18 protein-coding genes, 1 pseudogene and 1 riboswitch are annotated in these 20439 nt (G+C 68.5%); of the genes and pseudogenes, 8 read left to right on the top strand and 11 right to left on the bottom strand.

The features are described from left to right. Window positions 1–45 precede the first annotated feature (45 nt). Complete coding sequence (locus tag KIF24_RS31290; RefSeq protein ID WP_221087094.1) at window positions 46–660, top strand: copper resistance CopC family protein; 615 nt, start codon at window positions 46–48, stop codon at window positions 658–660. A 172-nt stretch (window positions 661–832) separates the two neighbouring features. Here the strand turns inward: KIF24_RS31290 and KIF24_RS31285 are convergent, their stop codons facing one another. The 4 genes from KIF24_RS31285 to KIF24_RS31270 all read right to left on the bottom strand — a co-directional run bounded on the left by KIF24_RS31285 (window position 833) and on the right by KIF24_RS31270 (window position 4064). Continuing rightward, window positions 833–1345, bottom strand: coding sequence for an acyl-CoA thioesterase (locus KIF24_RS31285; RefSeq protein WP_221087093.1), 513 nt, complete (start codon window positions 1343–1345; stop codon window positions 833–835). Window positions 1346–1475: 130 nt separating this feature from the next. Then, window positions 1476–1685, bottom strand: a riboswitch (cobalamin riboswitch). Window positions 1686–1899: 214 nt separating this feature from the next. Then, window positions 1900–2937, bottom strand: a complete 1038-nt coding sequence (gene tsaD / locus KIF24_RS31280; protein ID WP_221087092.1) for a tRNA (adenosine(37)-N6)-threonylcarbamoyltransferase complex transferase subunit TsaD — start codon at window positions 2935–2937, stop codon at window positions 1900–1902. A gap of 3 nt (window positions 2938–2940) precedes the next feature. Next, window positions 2941–3489, bottom strand: a complete 549-nt coding sequence (gene def, locus KIF24_RS31275; RefSeq protein ID WP_221087091.1) for a peptide deformylase — start codon at window positions 3487–3489, stop codon at window positions 2941–2943. A gap of 116 nt (window positions 3490–3605) precedes the next feature. Next, entirely contained in the window at window positions 3606–4064 is a 459-nt protein-coding gene (locus KIF24_RS31270; RefSeq protein WP_221087090.1) for a Fur family transcriptional regulator, read from the bottom strand. Between the two features lie 84 nt (window positions 4065–4148). Here KIF24_RS31270 and KIF24_RS31265 point away from each other — a divergent pair, with 84 nt between their 5' ends. The 4 genes from KIF24_RS31265 (at window position 4149) to KIF24_RS31250 (ending at window position 8090) form a co-directional block, all read left to right on the top strand. After that, the gene (locus KIF24_RS31265) at window positions 4149–4763 is read left to right on the top strand and encodes a superoxide dismutase (RefSeq protein ID WP_221087089.1); all 615 of its coding nucleotides are present in this window, start codon (window positions 4149–4151) and stop codon (window positions 4761–4763) included. 5 nt (window positions 4764–4768) lie between these two features. Continuing rightward, window positions 4769–5029: a superoxide dismutase gene (locus KIF24_RS31260; protein ID WP_221087088.1), complete on the top strand. Its 261-nt coding sequence runs from the start codon at window positions 4769–4771 to the stop codon at window positions 5027–5029. Between the two features lie 163 nt (window positions 5030–5192). Further along, window positions 5193–7838, top strand: a complete 2646-nt coding sequence (alaS, locus tag KIF24_RS31255) for an alanine--tRNA ligase (protein ID WP_221087645.1) — start codon at window positions 5193–5195, stop codon at window positions 7836–7838. Between the two features lie 30 nt (window positions 7839–7868). After that, window positions 7869–8090 (top strand): superoxide dismutase, encoded by a 222-nt coding sequence (locus tag KIF24_RS31250; protein ID WP_221087087.1) that lies wholly within the window; start codon window positions 7869–7871, stop codon window positions 8088–8090. Between the two features lie 301 nt (window positions 8091–8391). Here the strand turns inward: KIF24_RS31250 and KIF24_RS31245 are convergent, their stop codons facing one another. From KIF24_RS31245 to KIF24_RS31225, 6 genes are all read right to left on the bottom strand, one after another. Beyond that, window positions 8392–9021, bottom strand: coding sequence for a DJ-1/PfpI family protein (locus KIF24_RS31245; RefSeq protein ID WP_221087086.1), 630 nt, complete (start codon window positions 9019–9021; stop codon window positions 8392–8394). A gap of 1 nt (window position 9022) precedes the next feature. Continuing rightward, a complete protein-coding gene (locus tag KIF24_RS31240) occupies window positions 9023–9880 on the bottom strand; it encodes an AraC family transcriptional regulator (protein WP_221087085.1) in 858 nt (285 codons plus the stop codon). Next, window positions 9877–10665 carry an ABC transporter ATP-binding protein gene (locus KIF24_RS31235; RefSeq protein WP_221087084.1) on the bottom strand — a complete coding sequence of 263 codons (789 nt, stop codon included), beginning with the start codon at window positions 10663–10665 and terminating at the stop codon, window positions 9877–9879. Before KIF24_RS31235 ends, KIF24_RS31240 begins: the two co-directional genes overlap by 4 nt. Further along, complete coding sequence (locus KIF24_RS31230) at window positions 10662–11633, bottom strand: FecCD family ABC transporter permease (protein ID WP_221087083.1); 972 nt, start codon at window positions 11631–11633, stop codon at window positions 10662–10664. The genes KIF24_RS31235 and KIF24_RS31230 overlap by 4 nt, the downstream gene beginning before the upstream one ends. A 94-nt stretch (window positions 11634–11727) precedes the next feature. Then, entirely contained in the window at window positions 11728–12564 is an 837-nt protein-coding gene (locus tag KIF24_RS33700; protein ID WP_230417231.1) for an ABC transporter substrate-binding protein, read from the bottom strand. Window positions 12565–12920: 356 nt separating this feature from the next. Then, window positions 12921–13970, bottom strand: a complete 1050-nt coding sequence (locus KIF24_RS31225; protein ID WP_230416005.1) for a GlxA family transcriptional regulator — start codon at window positions 13968–13970, stop codon at window positions 12921–12923. A 663-nt stretch (window positions 13971–14633) separates the two neighbouring features. On the opposite strand from KIF24_RS31225, the gene KIF24_RS31220 reads away from it, so the two are divergent. Together KIF24_RS31220 and KIF24_RS31215 are read left to right on the top strand one after the other, a co-directional pair. After that, window positions 14634–15995 carry a tyrosine-type recombinase/integrase gene (locus KIF24_RS31220; RefSeq protein WP_230416004.1) on the top strand — a complete coding sequence of 454 codons (1362 nt, stop codon included), beginning with the start codon at window positions 14634–14636 and terminating at the stop codon, window positions 15993–15995. 770 nt (window positions 15996–16765) lie between these two features. After that, complete coding sequence (locus tag KIF24_RS31215; RefSeq protein WP_331461339.1) at window positions 16766–17515, top strand: hypothetical protein; 750 nt, start codon at window positions 16766–16768, stop codon at window positions 17513–17515. 231 nt (window positions 17516–17746) lie between these two features. Here the strand turns inward: KIF24_RS31215 and KIF24_RS31210 are convergent, their stop codons facing one another. Further along, complete coding sequence (locus tag KIF24_RS31210) at window positions 17747–18487, bottom strand: NYN domain-containing protein (RefSeq protein ID WP_331461338.1); 741 nt, start codon at window positions 18485–18487, stop codon at window positions 17747–17749. 1039 nt (window positions 18488–19526) lie between these two features. On the opposite strand from KIF24_RS31210, the pseudogene KIF24_RS31205 reads away from it, so the two are divergent. Beyond that, window positions 19527–19859: pseudogene (locus KIF24_RS31205) on the top strand (transposase); the annotation flags it as partial. Window positions 19860–20439: the final 580 nt, after the last annotated feature.

The following is a 20439-nucleotide window of genomic DNA, read 5'->3' as shown; positions in this document are numbered from 1 at the left end:
GGCCGGCCCGCAGGACATCAGGGACGCAACCCCGATTGGAGAGACGTGCGCACCCCTATCCGCCCGACCGTGGCCGGCCTGCTCGCCGCCGCGCTGACCGCGATGGCGCTGCTGCTCGTACCGGCCTCGCCCGCCGCCGCGCACAACACCCTGAAAGCCGCCACCCCCGCCAAGGACGCCCGGCTCAGCGCACCACCGAAGCAGATCACGTTGGAGTTCATGCAGAAGCTGAACCCGACGTTCACCACCATCGCCCTGTCCGACGCCACGCAGCAAAAGGTCGCGACCAGCGAACCTGCCGTCAGTGGCACGAAAGGCACCGTGACCCCCGAGGAGCCCCTGGCCAACGGCACCTACACCGTGGCCTATCGGGTGGTGTCCGCCGATGGGCACCCGGTGCAGGGTTCGTACCGATTCACCGTCGCCGACCCCACCGCGACCGCCAGCCCTGAGGTCACCGAGGCCGCCAGCCCGACCCCCGCCACGGCGACCCCGGCGGCAGCGGAACCCACCGTTTCGGCCAGCCCCGCCGCCGCATCCGGCGGTTCCGGAGGCGGTCCCGGCGCGCTCGTCCTAGCCGGCGCAGGGATCCTCCTGGTGGCGGTTGTCGCCGTCGGCAGCTTCGTCGTGCTCCGCCGACGGTCCACGCAGCCGTCCTGACCGTCGGCGGCGTTACCGTCCGCCGGCCACCATCCGGGACCGATATTCACCCCGAGCCCACCCGCCCCACCATTGACACCAAGATCATCACGTGCCACTAGCCCGTTCCCGGCCCGATGCGGCCACGCTCGCTCCAGCAGCCCTTTCCTGCGACTAACAGTCCGAGCCCCGCTCAGCCGTCCGTAGCGCCGTCGAGGAGTGCGCGGCGCAGCGTCAGGCGGTGTTCACGCCGGATCTGCGCCTCCCGGTAGCGGCGCCGGTCGCCGTCGGTCTCGGGTAACAGCGGAGGCACCGACCGAGGCTGACCGTCGTCGTCCACAGCCACCATCACCAGGTGCGCGGTCGCCACATCGACCGGCGGCACCGCGCGGTCCCAGCGGTCGGCACTGACCTTCACCGCCACCTCCATCGAACTGCGGCCGGCCCAGGTGATCCGAGCATCGACGTGGACCACGTCACCGACGCGGACCGCACGCAGGAACGCTGTCTCGTCGATGGCGGCCGTGACGGCAGGACCGTCGGAATGGCGTGCCGCGACCACCCCGGCGACCGAATCGATCAGGTTGAGGATCCGGCCACCGTGAACTGTGCCCATCAGATTGGTGTGATGCTGATCCATGATCTGCGACAGAGTCAGGTGCGACGCCGACGGCGGCCGGCCGGCGAGAGTGGTGCTGTCAGGCACTGTGCGGTCCCGTCCTCACAGAAGCGGACCGCCGACCAGCCGGGAAGCACACGTCGAGGACACGCCGACGGCTCGCGTACAGCGTGTCACCCGCCCGACCCACCCGCGAGGTCGACGGCAGCGCGCACCGGTGGCGCGCGCGGCACGGGCAGGTCTTCGGACTCGCGGGCGTGACACCATGTCGCCTACTGGCCGTCGCTTCCCAGACCTCGCGGTCCAGTGCGTGATGACGGCGGTCGTTCCCACTCACCGCTGCGGGGCAGTCCCGGTTTCGCACCGGGTTCCCTCTTACGACACCCAGCCGTCGCCGACCAGGTGAACCAGCACCGCAACCATGCTACTCAGTCGACGAGGCAATACCGGCAGGGCCGTCGCGCTCGGCACAGATCTCAGCGGCGAGCAGCCGGGTCAGTCGACGCGCCGAGCGGTCCGGTAGCCCGGCCAGCTCCGCGGCCCGGGCCAGCGATAGCGCTCGGTCCCCAGTCGCCCCGCCGGTACGCCTGGACATACCGGGTTGGTGACGGCGAGGGCATGTTCCCAGCTGTACGACCGCGTCAGCGCGGGCCGTGCAGGAGTGCGCCGCGCAGGACGGCGGACGGGTCCGGCCCAAGATCGAGGCGGTCGGGCGTGACGTTCGCGCGGACGAGCAGGTCGCCGACGGCGGCGATCATGGCGCCGTTGTCTGTGCAGAGCCGGGGCGACGGTACGCGGAGTCGCACTCCGGCGGCGGCGCAGCGTTGTTCGGCGAGTTGTCGTACCCGGCTGTTGGCGGCGACGCCACCGACGAGGAGCAGGGTGTCGACTCGGTGGTCGTGGCAGGCCGCCAGGGCCTTGCGGGTGACGGTGTCGGCCACGGCTTCCTGGAATGAGGCGGCGACATCGGCCACCGGTACCGGCCGGTCGCCGCACTTTTCGATCCAGCGGGCCACGGCGGTCTTGAGGCCGGAGAAGGAGAATCGGTAGGGCGGGTCGTTCGGGCCGGTCATCGGGCGCGGGAAGGTGATCGCGGCGGGGTCGCCGTCGCGGGCGATCCGGTCGATGGCGGGGCCGCCGGGGTAGGGCAGGCCGAGTAGGCGGGCGACCTTGTCGAAGGCTTCTCCGGCGGCGTCGTCGGCGGTGTCGCCGAGGTGGATGATGGGGTCGCGGGCGAGGTCGCCGAGCAGGAGCAGCGAAGTGTGGCCGCCGGAGATGATCAACGCGACGCAGCGGGCGGGTAGCGGTCCGTGTTCGAGGATGTCGACGGCGGCGTGGCCGGCGAGGTGGTGCACGCCGTAGAGGGGCTTTCCGAGGGTGAGGGCGTATGCCTTGCCGGCGGCGAGACCTACCTGTACGGCGGTGGCGAGGCCGGGGCCGGCTGTCGCGGCGACGGCGTCGATGTCGGCGAGGCCGATGCCGGCGCGGTCGAGGGCGTGCTGAACCATGGGGGTGATGGCGTGCAGGTGGGCGCGGGCGGCGATCTCGGGTACGACGCCGCCGAAGCGGGCGTGCTCGTCCATGCTGGTGGCGAGGGCTTCGCCGAGCAGCACTCCGTCGGCGACGATACCCACCCCGGTCTCGTCACACGAGGTCTCGATGCCGAGAACGGTCGGCACGGTTCAGACGTTCTCTGCGGTGCCAACGCCGACGCCGGGGTGTTCGGCGCTGGCGGCGAGGAGCTGTTTGCGGAGTTTGCCGGGTAGCCGCTCGACGTAGGCGAGGCCGTCGAGGTGATCGACCTCGTGTTGGAAACAACGGGCCAGAGTCCCGGTGCCATCCAACCGGATCGGCGCGCCATGAACATCGACGCCGGTCACGACGGCGGTAGCGCACCGGGCCAGTTCGGCGTGCTGACCTGGTACGGACAGGCAGCCCTCCGACTCGACCACCAGATCGCGTTCTTCGGGTAGGTGCAGCACGGGGTTGACCACGTGCGCGATGGTGTGGGCGCCACTGGCGTCGGCGCAGTCGACGACGAAGACCCGTGCGTCGACGCCGATCTGGTTGGCGGCCAGACCTACGCCGTGGGCCGCATACATGCTGGCGAACATGTCCTCGACGAGTTGGGCGAGGGCATCGTCGAAGACGGTCACCTCGGCACAGCGGCGATGCAGGACGGGGGTGCCGTATCGGGTGATGGGACGCGCCGTCCCGGGCGAGTTCCGCACAGCCGCATATCTTAGGCAACTGCAAAGTGTTGGCGTTAAGGGCGGCGTACCGTCCAGAGCGAAGTCGGTCCGAACAGTAGGGGTGCCGTAAAGCTCCCTTGGTCGTGGGTCCGGTCTCAGCGGGCCATTGTCCGGCACCCCGCACACTGCCCGTAGACGACGACCCCAGTGGGGTGACCGGAGGGGTCCGCCTCGATCCCGACTGCCCGTGCGGCGGCGACGCTCGCCGCGACGGCCTCGGCCGGCAGTTGTCGCAGGTCGCCGCATCCGGCGCAGATGGCGTGGTGGTGTGCGATGTCGGCGAGGCCGAACGTGAGAGTCCTGCCGGTCGGCACGGTGTGCGCGACGCCGACCTCGACCAGTTGTCGCAGCAACCGGTGCACCGTGGACAGCTCCACCGCCAGACCACGGGCGAGTAGCGCATGGTGCAGTTGGGTGACGGTGAGGTGACCTTGGCCACCAACCGCCTGGGCGAGCTCGTGGAGGACGCCCAGGCGTGCCCGGGTTCTACGCAGGCCCGCGTCGCGCAGACGCTGTACCGCGGCGTCCACCCGATCCGTTTCCGTTGTGCTCAACCGCCACTCCTCAGCGCGCGCGCCCCAGCATGTTGCAAGATACTGGCAACAGCATATTGTTGGCAGCAACGATGAGGAGTTCTGATGGCCGTCTACCAACTGCCGGATCTGCCCTACGACTACGGCGCGCTGGAGCCGGCGATGTCTGGCCAGATCCTGGAGTTGCACCACGACAAGCATCACGCCGCGTACGTCAAGGGGGCCAACGACGGCCTGGAGCAGCTCGCCGAGGCCCGCGACAAGGGCGACTTCTCGACCCTGGTCGGCCTGGAGAAGTCGTTCGCGTTCAACCTGTCGGGTCACGTACTGCACTCGATCTTCTGGGGCAACCTGTCCCCGGACGGCGGCGACCGCCCGGACGGGGAGCTGGCCGCGGCGATCGACGAGCACTTCGGTTCGTTCGACGCGTTCGCCGGGCAGCTCTCTGCTGCCACGAAGGGCGTGCAGGGTTCCGGGTGGGGTGTCCTGGCCTGGGAGCCCCTCGGGCAGCGACTGATCGTGGAGCAGGTGTACGACCACCACGGCAACGTGGGGCAGGGCTCCACGCCACTGCTGGTCTTCGACGCCTGGGAACACGCCTACTACCTGCAATACAAGAACGTCCGCCCGGACTACGTGGACCGGCTGTGGAACCTGGTCAACTGGTCGGACGTGATCGCCCGCTTCGACGCCGCCCGCGCCACCACGCCGAAGATCTGAGCGGCGTGACCGGCACCACCCCGGCTGCGGCGGAGCTGCTCCAACGGGCCGCCGGGGTCATTGCGGCAAAGCATCGCGGTGACCTCGGCGGTGCCGAGGAACTACTCGCGGCGTTCGGCTCCGAGCAGGCCAAGACCCTCGGTTTCTACCTCCTGGCTGACCTGAGCCTCGGGCTGCTCCGGGCACAGAGCGGCCAGTCCATGGACGACCTCGTCCGCGAGCTGTCTCTGCTCGTCGCCGCGACCGCCACACCACCCGAGACCTGATCTGAGTTCGTCCTCCGGTAGGTGTCGGCGGCACGCACGCCGAGTCGGCGGCGCCTACCGGGGGCAGCAGCCCGGGCGGTTGCTGGGCCAAGGGGTACCCGAATCCCCCTCGCCGTAGGCAAACAGCATGCAATTGCACAGAGTCGACAACAAGGGGGCCTCGGTGCGGACGGCGGAGATCAAGCGGCGCTTCCTGGCGCACTTCGAGGCCAACGGGCACGCGGTGGTGCCGTCGGCGCCGCTGCCGGCGATCGCGGACCCGAACCTGCTGTTCATCAACGCCGGCATGGTCCAGTTCGTGCCGTACTTCCTCGGCCAGCGGGCCGCCCCGTACCGGGCCGCCGCGTCGGTGCAGAAGTGCATCCGGACACCGGACATCGACGAGGTCGGCAAGACGTCACGGCACGGCACCTTCTTCCAGATGAACGGCAACTTCTCGTTCGGCGACTACTTCAAGGCCGGGGCGATTCCGCTGGCTTGGGAGCTGTCGACTAAGCCGGTCGCGCAGGGTGGTTTCGGGCTGGACCCGGAGCGGATCTGGGCGACGGTCTACCTGGACGACGACGAGGCGTACGACCTGTGGGTCAAGATCGGCGTGCCGGTCGAGCGGATCGTGCGCCGAGGTAAGGCCGACAACTTCTGGTCGATGGGCATTCCCGGCCCGGCCGGACCCTGCTCCGAGTTGTACTACGACCGCGGCCCCGCCTACGGCGCCGAGGGCGGCCCCGAGGTCGACGAGGACCGTTACCTGGAGTTCTGGAATCTCGTGTTCATGCAGTACGAGATCGCCGACGTCGCGTCGAAGGAAGACTTCCGCATTGTCGGTGAACTGCCGAACAAGAACATCGACACCGGCATGGGCCTGGAACGGATCGCCTCGATCCTGCAAGGTGTGGACAACCTCTACGAGATCGACGAGGTCCGTCCGATCCTGGCCCGGGCCGCCGAGATGACCGGCAAGCAGTACGGTGTGCACTCCGGGCATGCGGCCGCCCAGTCCCACCCTGACGACGTACGCCTGCGGGTCATCGCCGACCACGTCCGCACCTCGCTCATGCTCATCGGCGACGGGGTCAACCCGTCCAACGAGGGCCGCGGATACGTACTACGCCGGATCATGCGCCGGGCCATCCGCGCCATGCGGCTGCTCGGCTGGCAGGACAAGGCACTACCCGAACTGCTGCCCGTCGCCCGCGACTGCATGGCCCCGTCGTACCCGGAACTGGCCGCCGACTTCGACCGGATCTCCTCGGCCGCCTACGCCGAAGAGGACACCTTCCTCGGCACGCTACGCGCCGGCACCACCATCCTCGACACCGCGATCGCGGAGACAAAGCAGGCCGGACGCTCCTCACTGCCCGGCGACAAGGCGTTCCAGTTGCACGACACCTACGGCTTCCCGATCGACCTCACCCTGGAGATCGCCAACGAGCAGGGCCTGACCGTGGACTCCGACGGTTTCCGGGCGCTGATGACCGAACAGCGCGCCCGCGCCAAGGCCGACGCGAAGGCCCGCAAGACCGGCCACGCCGACCTGTCGGCGTACCGGACGGTGCTCGACGCGCACGGGCCGACGGACTGGCTGGCCTACGAGACGCTCGACACCGACTCCCGGATCGTCGCGATCTGGTCCGGGGGCGCTGCCGTCGGTGCCGCCCAGGCTGGCGAGATCGTCACCGTCGCGTTGGATCGCAGCCCGTTCTACGCCGAGAGCGGCGGCCAGGACTCCGACGCCGGCACCCTCACCGGCCCGAACCTGCGCGCCGAGATCATCGACGTGCAGCGCCCGGTCAAGGGCCTCATCGCGCACACCGTACGGATCCTCGACGGCAGCCTCGCCGTCGGCGACGCGGTCCACGCCGCTGTCGACCCGCAGTGGCGCATCGGCGCCCGGCAGGCGCACTCCGGCACCCACGTCGTGCACGCCGCGCTGCGCCAGGTGCTCGGGCCGAACGCGTTGCAGTCGGGCTCGTACAACCGGCCCGGATACCTGCGCCTGGACTTCGCCTGGCGCGGCGGCCTCTCCGACGCCACCCGCAGCGAGGTCGAGGAGGTCGCGAACCTGGCGATCCGCCGCGACCTGCCCGTCGACGTGCGGTACCTGCCACTTGCGCAGGCCCGCGCCGAGGGTGCCCTGGCCCTGTTCGGCGAGACCTACGACGAGATCGTCCGGGTCGTCGACATCGGCGGCGAGTGGTCGCGCGAGCTGTGCGGCGGCACCCACGTCGACCGTGCCGCGCAGATCGGCTCCCTCGCCGTCACCGGTGAGTCGTCGGTCGGCGCCGGTCAGCGCCGCATCGAAGCGGTCACCGGCATCGAGGCGTTCCGCTACCTGGCCCGCGAACGTGACCTCGTCACCCAACTCGCCGCCCAGCTCAAAGCCCGCCCCGAAGAGCTCCCCGACCGCATCACCGCCCTGCTGGCGCGGCTCAAGCAGACCGAACGCGAAGCCAACGACCTACGCGGCCGGCTCATCGACCTGGACGCCGCCACCTACGCCGACGATGCCGTCGACCTCGACGGCGTCGCCTACGCAGGCGTCACCACCAGCGGCGACGCCCGCCGCCTGGCTGAGAAGATCCGTGACCGCATGGGTCACCGCCCCGGTGTCGTCGGCGTCGTCGCCGGGGCGAGCATCGTCGTCACCGTAACCCCCGCCGGCGTGCAACGCGGCCTTGCCGCCAATGACCTGATCAAACGCCTCCTGTCCGGCAAGGGTGGCGGCAACGCCGCGTCCGCCCAGGGCAAGGCCAGCTCAGACCCGACGGAGCTGCTCGACCGACTCCGGGACCTCACTCGCGCGGCATGACACCTGAACGCGGCGCAACTGCTGACCGGGATGCAGCGCGCCGCCGGCATCGTCGCGGCCCGCCAGCGCGGCGACCTCGACGGCGCGCGGGCACTCACCTACGCGTTCACCGACGACGCAGAACGCGCCCACGCTTTCCTGCTCCCCACTGAACTCGCCCCTCACCATCACCAGCGACCACACCGGCACCGACCTACGGACCTGGTCCGGGAGATATCCCTGCGCATCGCCGCGCTCGCCGCCGCGGACTGACAGTTTCGTCCAGCATCGGGCGGGGCCTGGGCCTTCGACGTCCGGCCCGGACCACCGCCATCCGCAGGAGCCGGACGAACAGGCGCGCCAAAGCCGCCACATATCGATGCTTTCCGAGGTCGCCAACCAGCCCGCCCACGACCGCGTGATCTTGTATCGATCGCCTCGCCGCCGCTCGAAGCCACCACAGGGCCCGCCCAGAAACCGCCGGCCCACGATCCTCGGCGCGTCGTTGTTCAACCACCTGAGACCGGATCGGCGTACAGCGGGAAGCGGCCACCAACCTGGCCCAGGGATGACATCACGCCGTCAGGATTGCCATCGCGCGGTCGACGACTTCCGGTGGCGCGGAGTCCACGGAACCCGCGTCGTAGGGTGGCTCCGGAGCGTACTCGACGATGAGCTGCACCGTCTGCGCGACATCGTCGCCCGCGATCAGACCGGCCAGGGTCAGTGCCATGTCGATGCCCGCGGACACCCCGGCCGCGGTCGCGTAGTGGCCGTCGATCACGACCCGGTCCTTTACGGGCGTCACCCCGAAATCGGCGAGCATGTCGAGCCCGGCCCAGTGGGTCGTGGCCCGCCGGCCGGTCAACAGCCCGGCGGCGGCCAGGACGAACGCGCCGGTACAGACGGACGTCGTCCACGTGGTCGTCCGGTCGACGGTCCGCAGCCACTCGAGCAGCGGGCCGTCGTCGGCCATCTGGTCCTGTTGGCCCGCTCCCCCGCCGACCAGCACGATGTCCGGCTCGGACACGTCGGCGTACGTCGCGACGGCATCGACCGACAGGCTGCTCAGGGCGTTCACGACCAGGCCCGGGTGCTCGGCGACGAACACGACCTCGGTGTCCGGCAGACGACCCAGAACCCCGTACGGCCCCAGGACGTCGAGCGCCGTGAAACCGGGATAAACAACGATGGCGACCTGCATGTCAGCATCCCTTCGGGATGGCGAACCGTTGCGGTGCCGCCCGGAACTGCTCCTGGCACCAGTCGCCGCAGAAGTGCCAGGCACGTCCGTGCAGTTCGAGGGTGATCGGGGTGTCGGGGGATACCGGCATCTGGCAGACCGGACACATCGGCTGTCCCGAGGTGACCGCAGCGGGCTTGGCGAACTCGGCGTTGCTGCTGGGGTACATCCAGCCCGTGCCCTGATACTCGAGGTAGGTGGCGGTCTGCTGCGCGACGGTACGCCCGAAGTAGCGTTCGACGATCCGCAGGGCGAGGTCGGTGCCCGAGGTGAGCCCGCCGGCGGTGGCGATCCGGTCGTCCTCGACGTATCGGACCCCGGGAACAACGGTGAGAGCGGGAAACATGGCCTGAAGGGCTTGGTAGGCGCTGTGGTGGGCCGTTGCGGTCCGGCCGTCGAGGAGGCCCGCCTGGCCGAGCACGAACGATCCGTTGCAGACCGACATGGTCACTGCGGTGTTCTGATGGACGCGCCGAAGCCAGTTGAGCACCTCGGGCGCGAGCTTGCCGGTGTCCAGGGCCGGGACGACCACGATGTCCGGCGCGGGTAGTGTCTCGACGTCGTGGCCGGGCACGACGACCATGCCTCCAGAGATTCGGACGGGGTCGGTCGTGGCCGCCACTGTGGTCAGAGTGAACGGGGTGCGCCCGTCGTCGAGGCGGACGTACTCGAACACTCCCCACGGGCCAGCGAAGTCGACCAGTTCCGCGTGGGGCGAGAGGACGACAGCCACAGTGATGGTGCCGGTCGCGGGCGGTTCGAGGGGTGCGGTGAGCCTGGCGTCGGGGACGGGCTCGCTGAGCGGGCTCTGCGTGGTCATCCGGAAAGCTCCCGTTCGGAACGTGGTGCCGCGAACACCAGGTGCGGCCGGCCGGTGAGTGGGTGGGTGGTCATCGCTCCCCGTACGCCGAAGACGTCGGCCAGGCGTTCCGGAGTGAGCACGGTGACGGGATCGTCGGCCGCGACAACCCGGCCATGGTGCAGCAGCACGACGGCGTCGCAGTAGGACATCGCGTGGTCGAGATCGTGCAGGGCGGCAACGGTGGTGAGCCCGAGTTCGCGGATCAACTCGAGCAGCTCCAGTTGCGCGCCGATGTCGAGATGATTGGTCGGCTCGTCGAGCAGTAGGACCGGGGCGTTCTGGGCGAGCGCGCGGGCGAGCAGGACACGCTGGCGTTCGCCGCCGGACAGCCCGACGAAACGCCTGTCCTCGGCCCACTCGAGGCGGGCGCGGGCCAGCGCCTCGTCCACGATCGTGCGGTCGGCCGTGCTCTCCCGTTCGAGCAGTCCCTGGTGCGGGATCCGGCCCATGGCGACGATGTCGCGGACGCTGTACTCGTTGTCGAGTTCCTGGTCCTGGGCGACCACCGCCCGCAACTGGCCGGCCCGGCGGGCGGGGACCTGCCAGACGTCGTGCTCGCCGATGTGTACGGCGCCCTGCTGCGGCCGGATGATGCGGTAGAGGCAGCGCAGCAGGGTGCTCTTGCCGGAACCGTTCGGCCCGATCAAACCGGTCACCCGGCCATCGGCGGCGGTGAACGAGACGTCATCGAGGATCGTCGTGCCGTCGATGGCCACCGAGACACCGGTCGCCGTGACCCTCATCGCACCGCCCCGGATTGGCTGCGCAGCAGCCACAGAAAGAAGGGCGCGCCGAGCACGGCGGTGAAGATACCGATCGGCATCTCGTTCGGCCGGTCCAGAGTGCGCGACACCAGGTCGACAAGGATCAGGAAGACAGCCCCCACCAGCAGCGACACCGGAATCACCCGGCGATGGTCGGGGCCAACCAGCAGCCGGACCGCGTGCGGCACCAGCAGGCCGACAAAGCCGATTCCGCCGGCTACGCTGACGATCGTCGCGGTCAGCAGCGACGCCACCGCGAGCAGCCCGAGGCGCAGCCGGTTGACGTCGATCCCCAGTCCGGCGGCCGACGTCTCGCCCATCGTCAGCGCGTTCAACCGGCGGCCGTCGACCAACAGCCAGAGCAGGCAGACCACCAGGGCGACGGTCGGTGCAGGTAGGTCCGGCCAGGACGCCGCCGCGACCGAGCCAAGCACCCAGAACAGGATGCCGCGTAGTTCGCCCGGGTTGGCCTGCAATTGGAGGTAGCTGGTAACGGCGCTGCCCAGATAAGCGACGGCCACCCCGGCCAAGATCAGCCGCCCCGGCGCGACCCGGCCGGCCCGCTGCGCCAGCCCCACGACCAGGGCGACGCTGATCACCGCCCCGACGAAGGCCGCGCCGGAGACACCCAATCCGGCGATCGCCGCAGGCCCGAAGCTCAGCGCTAGGGCGGCTCCGATGGAGGCACCCCCCGAGATGCCCAGCAGGTAGGGATCGGCCAGCGGGTTGCGCACCAACGCCTGCAGACACACTCCGGCGACGCTGAGGCCCGCGCCCGCGACCCCCGCCAGTAGCACTCGAGGAGCGCGGAAGTCCCACACGATCTGGTCGTAGAGCAGGCTGCGCTCGGTGTCTCCCGGTGTGAGGTGCGCCCAGGTGACCGCGAACACGTCGGCCAGCGGAACCGGCACCGTGCCGATGGCTATTGCGACCGCCGCGGCCAGCACGACCGCGACGGCCAAAAGCACGATGAACAGCGGAACGGCACCATCGGGTACGAGGTGAGCACGGGCCGCTTCCGGGCGGGTGCGCCGGGTGCGGTCAGCTCGCTGCGCGGACGGCATCGCTGATCTTCTTGACCGCGACCGCGTTCAGCGGTCCGAGGTAGAAGCTGTCGGAAACCGATGTATAGGTCTTGGTCCTCGATGCCGGCCACTGCGGATACTGCGCGAACAACTGCTCCGCGAACTTCTTGGCGTCGTCGTCCGGCTGATACAGGCCGATCACCAGAACGTCTACGTTCGCCGCAGCGAGGGCCTCGACGTTGAGTGCGGTGAGCTGCTGGTCAGTCAGGCCGCCGAACGCGTTGACACCGCCGGCCCGGGTGATGATGTCGTCGAAGATGCCGCCGCCGAACACGGCAGGCACCTTGAGACCCATCGCCGACCCCATGCTCGGATAGGCGGCCAGCACCCGCTTGGGTGCCCCGATCGGCGCCGGGATGGCGGCCAGCGCCCTACGCGACTCCTGCACGGCCTGCGCCGCCCTGCCCTGCACGTCGAAGATCACCCCGAGCTGATTCAGCAGCTCGAACGACGACTCGACCGACCGCTTCGCATACGCGGCCGTGTCCTGCGGTCGGGGCGAGGCCGCGCCGTTGGCGCAGTTCGACGGGGACACGAAACTGTTGATACCGGCCTTACCAAGCTCGTCGCGGGTGATCGAGCCGATCTTGTCGTCGAACCCGCCAGCCCACGTCGAGATCACCAGATCCGGCGACTGGCCGATCACCTGCTCGCGGGGGACCTCGAAGTTCCTGTTCAGCTTCAACCCGCCGGTCGGGATGGCCTTGATCCGCTCGACCATCGCCGGGTCGTCGGAGACGCCATAGCTCTGGCTGTTGGCCACGATGGATCCCTCGACACCGAGCGCGATCATCGACTCGACCTCGGCCACGGACGCGCCGTTCAGCAACACGACCCGGCGGGGCGCCTGGGAGAACGTGACCTCGCGGCCGCAGTTGTCGATCGTCAGCGGGTATGTCGTCCGCGGACCGGCGGCGGCCGACTCATCCGCCGATGTGACTGGAGCGTCCGGCACCGTCGTCCCCGAGCAGGCACCGAGCGCGACGGCGAGGCCGATGGCCAGCGTTGTACGGATAATACGATCCGGAACGAGAGTCACGTCGGGGCTCATATCTCTGTCATGAAGCGTGTGCGGAAAGCTCGAACTGGCGTGGACACGGTCATTTCGCCATTCATCAGGGAAGCCTAGAAGGCGGCCCGCTCTCCCGCCTATGACGTACCGGCCAACAAATCTGCCATCGACCGAGATCCGCCGGGGATCATCGGCTCCTTCGCAAACGCGCGGCGATACTCGGTCGGCGAGGTGTCGAGTTCGCGCATGAATGCCCGGCGCATCGCCTCCGCCGACCCATATCCACAACGGTGAGCGATACCGAGTACGCCATCCGTGGTGTCTGTCAGCATGCGCTGCGCGGCCTCCAGCCGGATCAGGTCCACGTACCGGCCCGGTGGCATCCCGACCTGTTCCCCGAACGCCCGGGCGAACTGCCGCGCAGACAGCCCGGCACGCTCCGCCATCGCCGGGACGGACAGGTCAGCCGCCAGGTTCGCGGCGGCCCAGTACTGCACCTCGCGCAGCGGATCGGTCCGGGCGATCTGGGTCGAGAGCTGGACGCTGAGCTGGGCCTGATTGCCCGGCCGGCGCAGGTAGCACACCAGCAGCCGGGCGATGTCCAGAGCCACCGCGCGGCCGAAGTCCTCCTCGACCAGCGCCATGGCCAGGTCAAGCCCGGCTGTCGCCCCCGCCGACGTGGAGATCGTCCCGTCCCGGACGAAGATGGCATCCGGATCGAACGTCACCTGAGGAAACATCTCCGTCAGGTAACCACAGGCCTCCCAGTGGGTGGCGGCCCGGCGACCGTCCAGGAGACCGGCCTTGGCCAGCAGGTACGCCCCGGTGCACACCGAAACCACCCGCGGCACCCCGGGAACACGCTCGGCGAGCCAGGCGATAAGCCGGTCATCGACGTCCCCCACGCCCGGCCCGCCCGGCACCACCAGCAGGTCCGGATCCTCGGCGCCGCCCAGGTCGCCGTCCGGGACGAGGCGTAGACCGCCGGCGGCCCGGACCGCCTCACCACCGAGAGAGGCGGTGCGGATGACGTACGGCGGGGTGTCCGGATCACCCGCGAAGCGGGCAGCCGACGTGAACACATCTACCGGCCCGGCCACGTCGATCGGCTGCACCCCGTCGAACAGGATGACCAGCACCACACGGGTGCGTACCCTACCCATCCCGGCGTCTCGAACGTCAGTCATCACTCCGGGTTGGTCGCGGCCGGGACGGTTTTAGTTCCCGGTCCGGCGACCCGCCAGCAGCGGAGCCGGTCCTGGAAAGAACCGCTGCCCGGAAGACAGGAACGCTTCGGCGAGATCGGACCACTGGACGTCGTCCGGGCCGTGAGCCCTCCCTGACGTCGCGAAGCCGATATTCCATGGTCCACCGACCTGTCGACCAGCCAGTCGAACCCCGGCATCGCCGCCCACTGTCCAGCCCATCGATGCGCGGCCCGGGCGGGACCCCATACGCCCGTCGATTCGGACTCGCGGCGCGGTGCGATAGGAGCGTCCGACGGGCTGCAGGTCGGCGAGGCACCGGGGGCGACAAACCAAGGCGGCGAAACCCGAGGTGCCCGGTCTCTACGCGGTGGCACCCGGTCAGCTCAGGCCGGCGCAACCACCGACACCCCGTAAGCACATTAACACTATTGACGTCACTCGAACATGTGCTCCCATTCACGAACCTCCGTCACGTCACTCTCCGCGTTCACATCCGCCCCTGGGAGCCCAACAAGCACTTGCAGCTACTCCTGTCGGGAACAGGCGTTGACGTCCCGGCGTTGCCCCGTGGCGTGCCCGAAATTCCGCAGCAAGGGCACCCCACCGAGTTCGTCGGCACTCACCAAACGGGGAGACATCAAATTGAAGGGTCGCGTTTTCAAGCACTGCGCGTGCACCGACCGCGTAACCGGCAAGCGCCAGGGCAGTAATTGCCCGCGGCTGGCCGAGCGTGGCCACGGAAGTTGGTATTTTCACTGCTCTACGACCAACGTTCTCGGCCGCCCGCAACGGGTGCGGCGAGGCGGTTTTTCGTCGCAGTCCACAGCCCGTCAGGCTCGTGACGAGCTGCTGGCCATGTCGTCGGAACGCCGTACCGCCAAGAGTTGGACGGTGGCCCGCTGGCTTGAGCACTGGCTTCAGACGCGAGCCCGGCTGCGCCCGACCACCAGACTGCTCTACACCCGCGACGTCGAGCGATTCCTCGTGCCGCACATCGGACGAACGATCTTGTCCGAGCTGGCCACCGCGCAGCTCAACGAGGCGTTCCAGGCCATGGCGCGGCAACGCACCAAGTACGACGAACCGCAATCAGCATCGACGCTCAGACACGCCCACGCCACCCTGCGGGCCGCCCTGAACGCCGCGATCCGGGACGGCCTCCTCACCGACAACCCCGCGCGCCGCGTCGAGCTACCCCGTGCGATCCACACATCAGCCAAGATCTGGACCGACGAGAACATCGCAACCTGGCAGGAAACAGGCGTCCGGCCGCGAGTGTCGGTCTGGACAGCGCCGCAATTCGCCGCGTTCCTCCAATTCACCGCCACCGACCCGCTGCACGCACTCTGGCGCCTGATCGGCCTGCGCGGCCTGCGCCGCGGCGAGATCGCCGGCCTGCGCTGGTCGGACATCAACTTCAAGGCCCGGGAGCTGAAGGTGGTCCAGCAGCGGATCTCAGCTGGACACCAGGTCTACCAGGGGCCACCCAAGAGCGCGTCAGGGCAACGCGTCGTCGCCCTCGACAAGGCGACCAACACCGCACTGTCGCGCCACCGCCGGCAACAACAACACCAGGCCGCCCGACGCGTCGACGCCGGCAAGCAATACCGCGACACCGGCTACGTCTTCACCCGCCCGGACGGGCAGCCCTACCACCCCAGCTCCTTCACACAACGCTTTTCCATCCTGACAAAAAGATCCGAATTGCCGCCTATTCGGCTTCACGACCTACGACACGGGGCCGCATCCCTCGCCCACAGCGCCGGCGCCGATCTGAAGTCAATTCAAGACCAGCTCGGCCACTCACGAATCGACACCACCGCAGATGTGTACACCAGGGTGCTACCAGATACCCAGCACCAGACCGCCGCAGCCACAGCTGCACTCATTCGGAAGGCGGCACGCGAACGACGAGCGACCATCGGACGCACCGCCCGCAAGGCCGCCAAGACCGCGAAAAAACCGGGCGGTCAAGCCACTCACCACCAGCGCGCGAGCGACTAAACCCCAGGTCAGAGGCGTGACGATCACTGGGCAACTACGGATAGTAGTGGCGCGGGCGTGACAACCACGTGACAACGAGTGTCCACACTCTAGTGACAAAAGAGGGGCCTGGCCTGCGTTTCCGCAGGTCAGGCCCCTCTTGATCTTGTGCGCCCGAAGGGACTCGAACCCCTAACCTTCTGATCCGTAGGCTGGTGCGGGATTAGCGCGATGAACATCAATTCAATCACCACTCTTAGTCAGAGTCAAAAATCCGGCGCAGTCCAGCCTGCTAACCCCTAGTTCCCCGACGTCCGAGCACCCACGGAGCACCCCGATCCATCCGACCGGGGCCAATCCAGGTCGGGCGCGAGGGCCACGCTCTCTCCGACGCGGGAGGTCCCTGATGGCGGACTGCGGCGCTCTGCCCGCCACCCGCAAGCGATACGACAAGACGGTCGTCGGCCTGAACCGCACTGCGCTGCACTGTGTCCGGCGCGCTGCCACCGCACATGCCATCGGGCGGCGGAAGCCTGCCCAAGGCCGGCCGCCCTTCCGGCCAACCGCTCGACGGGTTGCCGCCCGCAAACATCGCTCGAAGCGTCGCGGGCTCGCCGTTCACGGGTTCCCATGACAGCCCTGAACAGCCCCGAATCAGCAAAAGCGGGTTGGTCCCGCCCCCGAGCGCGGGACGCCACCCTGACCGGCCAGCACAAACTGCCTTCCGCTCAGGTGGGCATAGAACAGTCGCCGTCAGGTGCCCACGCACCGTACGTGCGACGCGCATGCGAGTGGGCGCGATCAGGTTGGATCGGCGCGTTAAGGTGCCGGGTGATCCCGACTACCGCAGGGCCGCTACCCAGACGGCGATACAGGAGAGGTTGATGGCCGCCAACCTCCGCAACACCAAGCTTTTCAAGGAGCGACTCGCCCAGCTTGAGGAGGAGACGAACCGGCTCGGGGTGGTCTTCGCGCCGACCGAAGCAGCGGACCTCTTGGCGGAGCGCGTCGCCTTCACCGCCGCCCAGCTCGGCGTCACTGAACGCACCGCGCTACAGAGTTACATCACTCCGCACAACATCTCGCTGCTGGCGAAGGTTCTCGGCGAGCACGCCGCCACCTACCGCGACGTGATGGCCGAAGCCGAGCCGGTGACCATCACCGTGCCAGACGCGGGACGGGTGATCGCCGCACTCGGCATGGTGTGCAAACTGGCCACCGGACAGATCGAGAAGGATCCCGCCGATGCCGCCGGTCTCCTCACCGACGCCGCCGACGCGATCGTCGGCATCGGCGCGGAGATCAGGACCAGCAAACGCGACGAGCCGGTGACCATCAACGGACGAACGCTCGTGTACTCGCGTTCGGTGCTCACGCGCGCCATCGGACGACTCACGACTGGCATCTGGGAGTGCCCGTGCAGGGAAGCACACCGACCCGGCGGGAGCCCCTGCACTCTGGTGCAAGAACTCACGGCCGACCTCAACGTCGTCGGCGGCTGGCTGGCCGCGCACCACGAACGGCCCGGCGACGAAAGGTAAACCCTTCGGACGGATGCCTCCCGGGACGGCCTGTCCTTCTCTGTCAACACGAATCAGAGAAGCAGTGAACCAAACTCCAGCCGGTGAAGCTGACAAGGGTTTCCGCCCGGCCGACAGACGATTACCTATCCCCGGCGGTCATCACCTGGTGCCGAAGCCGGCTGAATCCCTTACCGCTCGGCTTCTTCCATCGAGCCCTCCGGCCCACCGGCAGGCTTCTCCTTCCCCACATCATGTGTCTCTTCCGTCTGGGACCAGCGTGATGACGATGTCCTGGCCCGATCTGCCGACGGTGGTGACCCGGTGTTCGAGCCGGGAAAGGAAGTCCCGGAACGTGCGGCATCCGTAGTTGGCCTGGTCGAACGAGGGGTCAAGGGAGAGCATCTTGTTCTTGACCGTACTTGCGGTCGGCGTGTCGGTGGTGAGCTGCTCGAACGCCCTTACAAGGAGTCGTTCGGCCTGCGTGAGATCGAAAGCGGCGGTGACGGCGGGACGGGTGGCGGGCTCGACGGCTGCGACGATGGTGCCCCAGAACTTGTACTCCGAGCACACCGATACCAGACGCTGGCTGGCGCTGGCCTGGGTACCGACGCCGACGACGTGCTTGCCGAACTCGCGCAGCCGATGCACGAGTGGCGAGTAGTCGCTGTCACCCGTCACCAGGAGGAACACCGCCACGTCTGGGTGGGTGATGAGCACCTCCATGGCATCGACGGCCATCCGGATGTCTGCGGAGTTCTTACCGGTGCCACCGCTGCGGGCGATCTGGACAAGATCGACGCCGTTGTTGGCGAGGGCGTGTTGGTACTTCCCGAAGCCCGAATTGGCCCAATCAGCGTAGGCGCGGCGAATGGACGCGTTGCCGTGGAAGCCTCGGCACAGGTACGTCAGGGCGGTGGCGGGAATCGGGTCACTCTGGCCGGGCAGACCCTTGCCGGCGCCGCACACCAGGTTCTCGAAGTCGATGAACACGGCTACGCGCTCCTGCTCCGGGTAGGTCACAAACGGTTGCGGCCTACGCCATCGCGCCAGCGAAGAGGACTTGCCGTCCGCGCCCTCGGTCATTCCGCACCAACCACTCTGTCCTCCTGACCCCGCGCGGCCGGTACCGACGGTCCTCGTCCGACCGCGTCACCACGCAGAGCCCTAGCGCAGGCGAAGGCAGCCCAGTCCGCAGGTCGGTCAGTCGCCCACGCTCCAGCGCCGGCCGAGTTCACTGGCGCACCCGTGTCTCCGAGATGGATGGCGAGCCTGATCGCGATCGCCTCGGCAACCGCCACCGGCTGGGCAAGGGCCACGTCGGCAAGGAGGCCCGCAACAGCCTCGTCCCCTGCCGCTACCCCGGTACCGGGGAGACATTCCAGGGGCACAGGCGAGTAGGTCACCGGGCCGCCGACGACCGCGGCACCAGTCCGATGCATCGCCATGCCATGTCCATGGTCGGAGTCCTCACCGATCCAGCTCCACTCGTCCTGGAGCCGTCCACGCCAACCGCCCAGGCCAACGCCCGCACCTATATAGAGAGCAGCGCCCTGCATCGGATCAACCAGTTCTCGCCCGAATCCCGCGGCAACCCAGCAATACAGACCCCCCTCGATCCCAGCCCCTTGGCGATAGCTCTGCGCCGACCATCGGAGGCCGAGCAGCGCGAGTCCGCTCCGTAGGGCAGTCGGCGTCGCGAGGCGCAACGTCACCAACGACGTGAGCGACGCTGGCGCGGCAGATTCGTCGGCGGCGCTGGACGGCTGAGTCACCAGGACAGTATGCATACTTCTGGCTATGTTCCCGACACGGGAAGTGAGCCTGGGGTTGATTCACGGCTGGAGTGCCTCTGGGTCTAACGCCGACGCCTGGCGCATTTGGTACTGGTCGCACCCACGTTGCCACCCCACCAAACATGTTCGCCTAGTACTCCAACGTCACGTGGCTTCGGTCTTGGGCGTGGTGTGGGCATGAAGTCGGCCACCGCGTTGATCATCGATGGTTTGTGAGGACAATCGAAGATCGTGCGGTGGCCGCGTGCCACAGCGTAGACCCCGCCGGGTGGCGGGTCATCCTGGACGAGGCGATGACGCGTGTCGCGGGCCGGTTCGTGCGGGCCGAGCCGCGGGCGACGGCCGGGCAGTTCGTAGAAGGGCTGCTGTCGGAGGCCGAACGGAAGACCTGCTGGTCGCTTGCGGAGCGGGCAGGCCACGGTGATCCACAAGCGATGCAGCGGCTGCTGCGCACGGCGGTGTGGGACCCCGACGCCGTCCGCGATGACATGCGTGAGTGGCTGATCGAGCAACTCGGCCATCGCGACGCGGTGCTGGTGACCGACGAGACCGGGTGTGCGCCACGAGGCGCTGAGGAACCGTGCGGAAGGAGGAGTCCGCCGCTGGTCATCGCAGTGACCGGCTGAAGCTGGAGACAGGTCGAGCCCCGGGTCAGGGGTGAGGCTGGGAGCAGTCTCGACAACGTAGGAGCGTGTCGGCACCACCAGACGGCACGTGTCCGCTAGCTAGGACGGGAAGGTGTAAGGAGATCTGAACCAGTGGTTGAAGCCCCGTGAGTCGTCAGCGGTCTGTCGAACCTGGTGGATGGGCCGCTCTGTGGTGCTGGAGGAAGCCCGAGCCTGTGGTTCCTCCTCTTCCGCCGTCTCTATCCGGTGGACGGCGGGAGGCCCGGACCAAGACTGCGATGTGCGGTCCGTGGCGATGCCGCCGGGGTGAAGCTGGGCACCGATCCCCGTCGCAGAGGTCCTCAGTGAACGTGGGAAGCGGCTCGATGTCGCCCTCTCCGGGCGGCTGCCGGTCGTCCGGCGGGCAGGCGTGACGCCCGCTGATGGCATCGGGTCGTGGCGGAGTCGCCGTAGTACTCCGAGCCGGGGAAAGCCCGGCACATGGGGAAGGGCGGCAGCGTGATCGGCATCTTGACAGGCATGG

Source organism: Micromonospora tarapacensis (assembly GCF_019697375.1).
Taxonomy (GTDB): domain Bacteria; phylum Actinomycetota; class Actinomycetes; order Mycobacteriales; family Micromonosporaceae; genus Micromonospora; species Micromonospora tarapacensis.
Note: the sequence above shows the minus strand (reverse complement) of the source record. Positions and strands in the feature narration are given on the sequence as shown.

Coding starts and splice junctions, on each gene's coding strand:
- KIF24_RS31265 (WP_221087089.1), top strand. CDS start 4,149: ATGGCCGTCTACCAACTGCCGGATCTGCCCTACGACTACGGCGCGCTG.
- KIF24_RS31250 (WP_221087087.1), top strand. CDS start 7,869: ATGCAGCGCGCCGCCGGCATCGTCGCGGCCCGCCAGCGCGGCGACCTC.
- KIF24_RS31245 (WP_221087086.1), bottom strand. CDS start 9,021: ATGCAGGTCGCCATCGTTGTTTATCCCGGTTTCACGGCGCTCGACGTC.
- KIF24_RS31240 (WP_221087085.1), bottom strand. CDS start 9,880: ATGACCACGCAGAGCCCGCTCAGCGAGCCCGTCCCCGACGCCAGGCTC.
- KIF24_RS31235 (WP_221087084.1), bottom strand. CDS start 10,665: ATGAGGGTCACGGCGACCGGTGTCTCGGTGGCCATCGACGGCACGACG.
- KIF24_RS33700 (WP_230417231.1), bottom strand. CDS start 12,564: ATGATCGCGCTCGGTGTCGAGGGATCCATCGTGGCCAACAGCCAGAGC.
- KIF24_RS31225 (WP_230416005.1), bottom strand. CDS start 13,970: ATGACTGACGTTCGAGACGCCGGGATGGGTAGGGTACGCACCCGTGTG.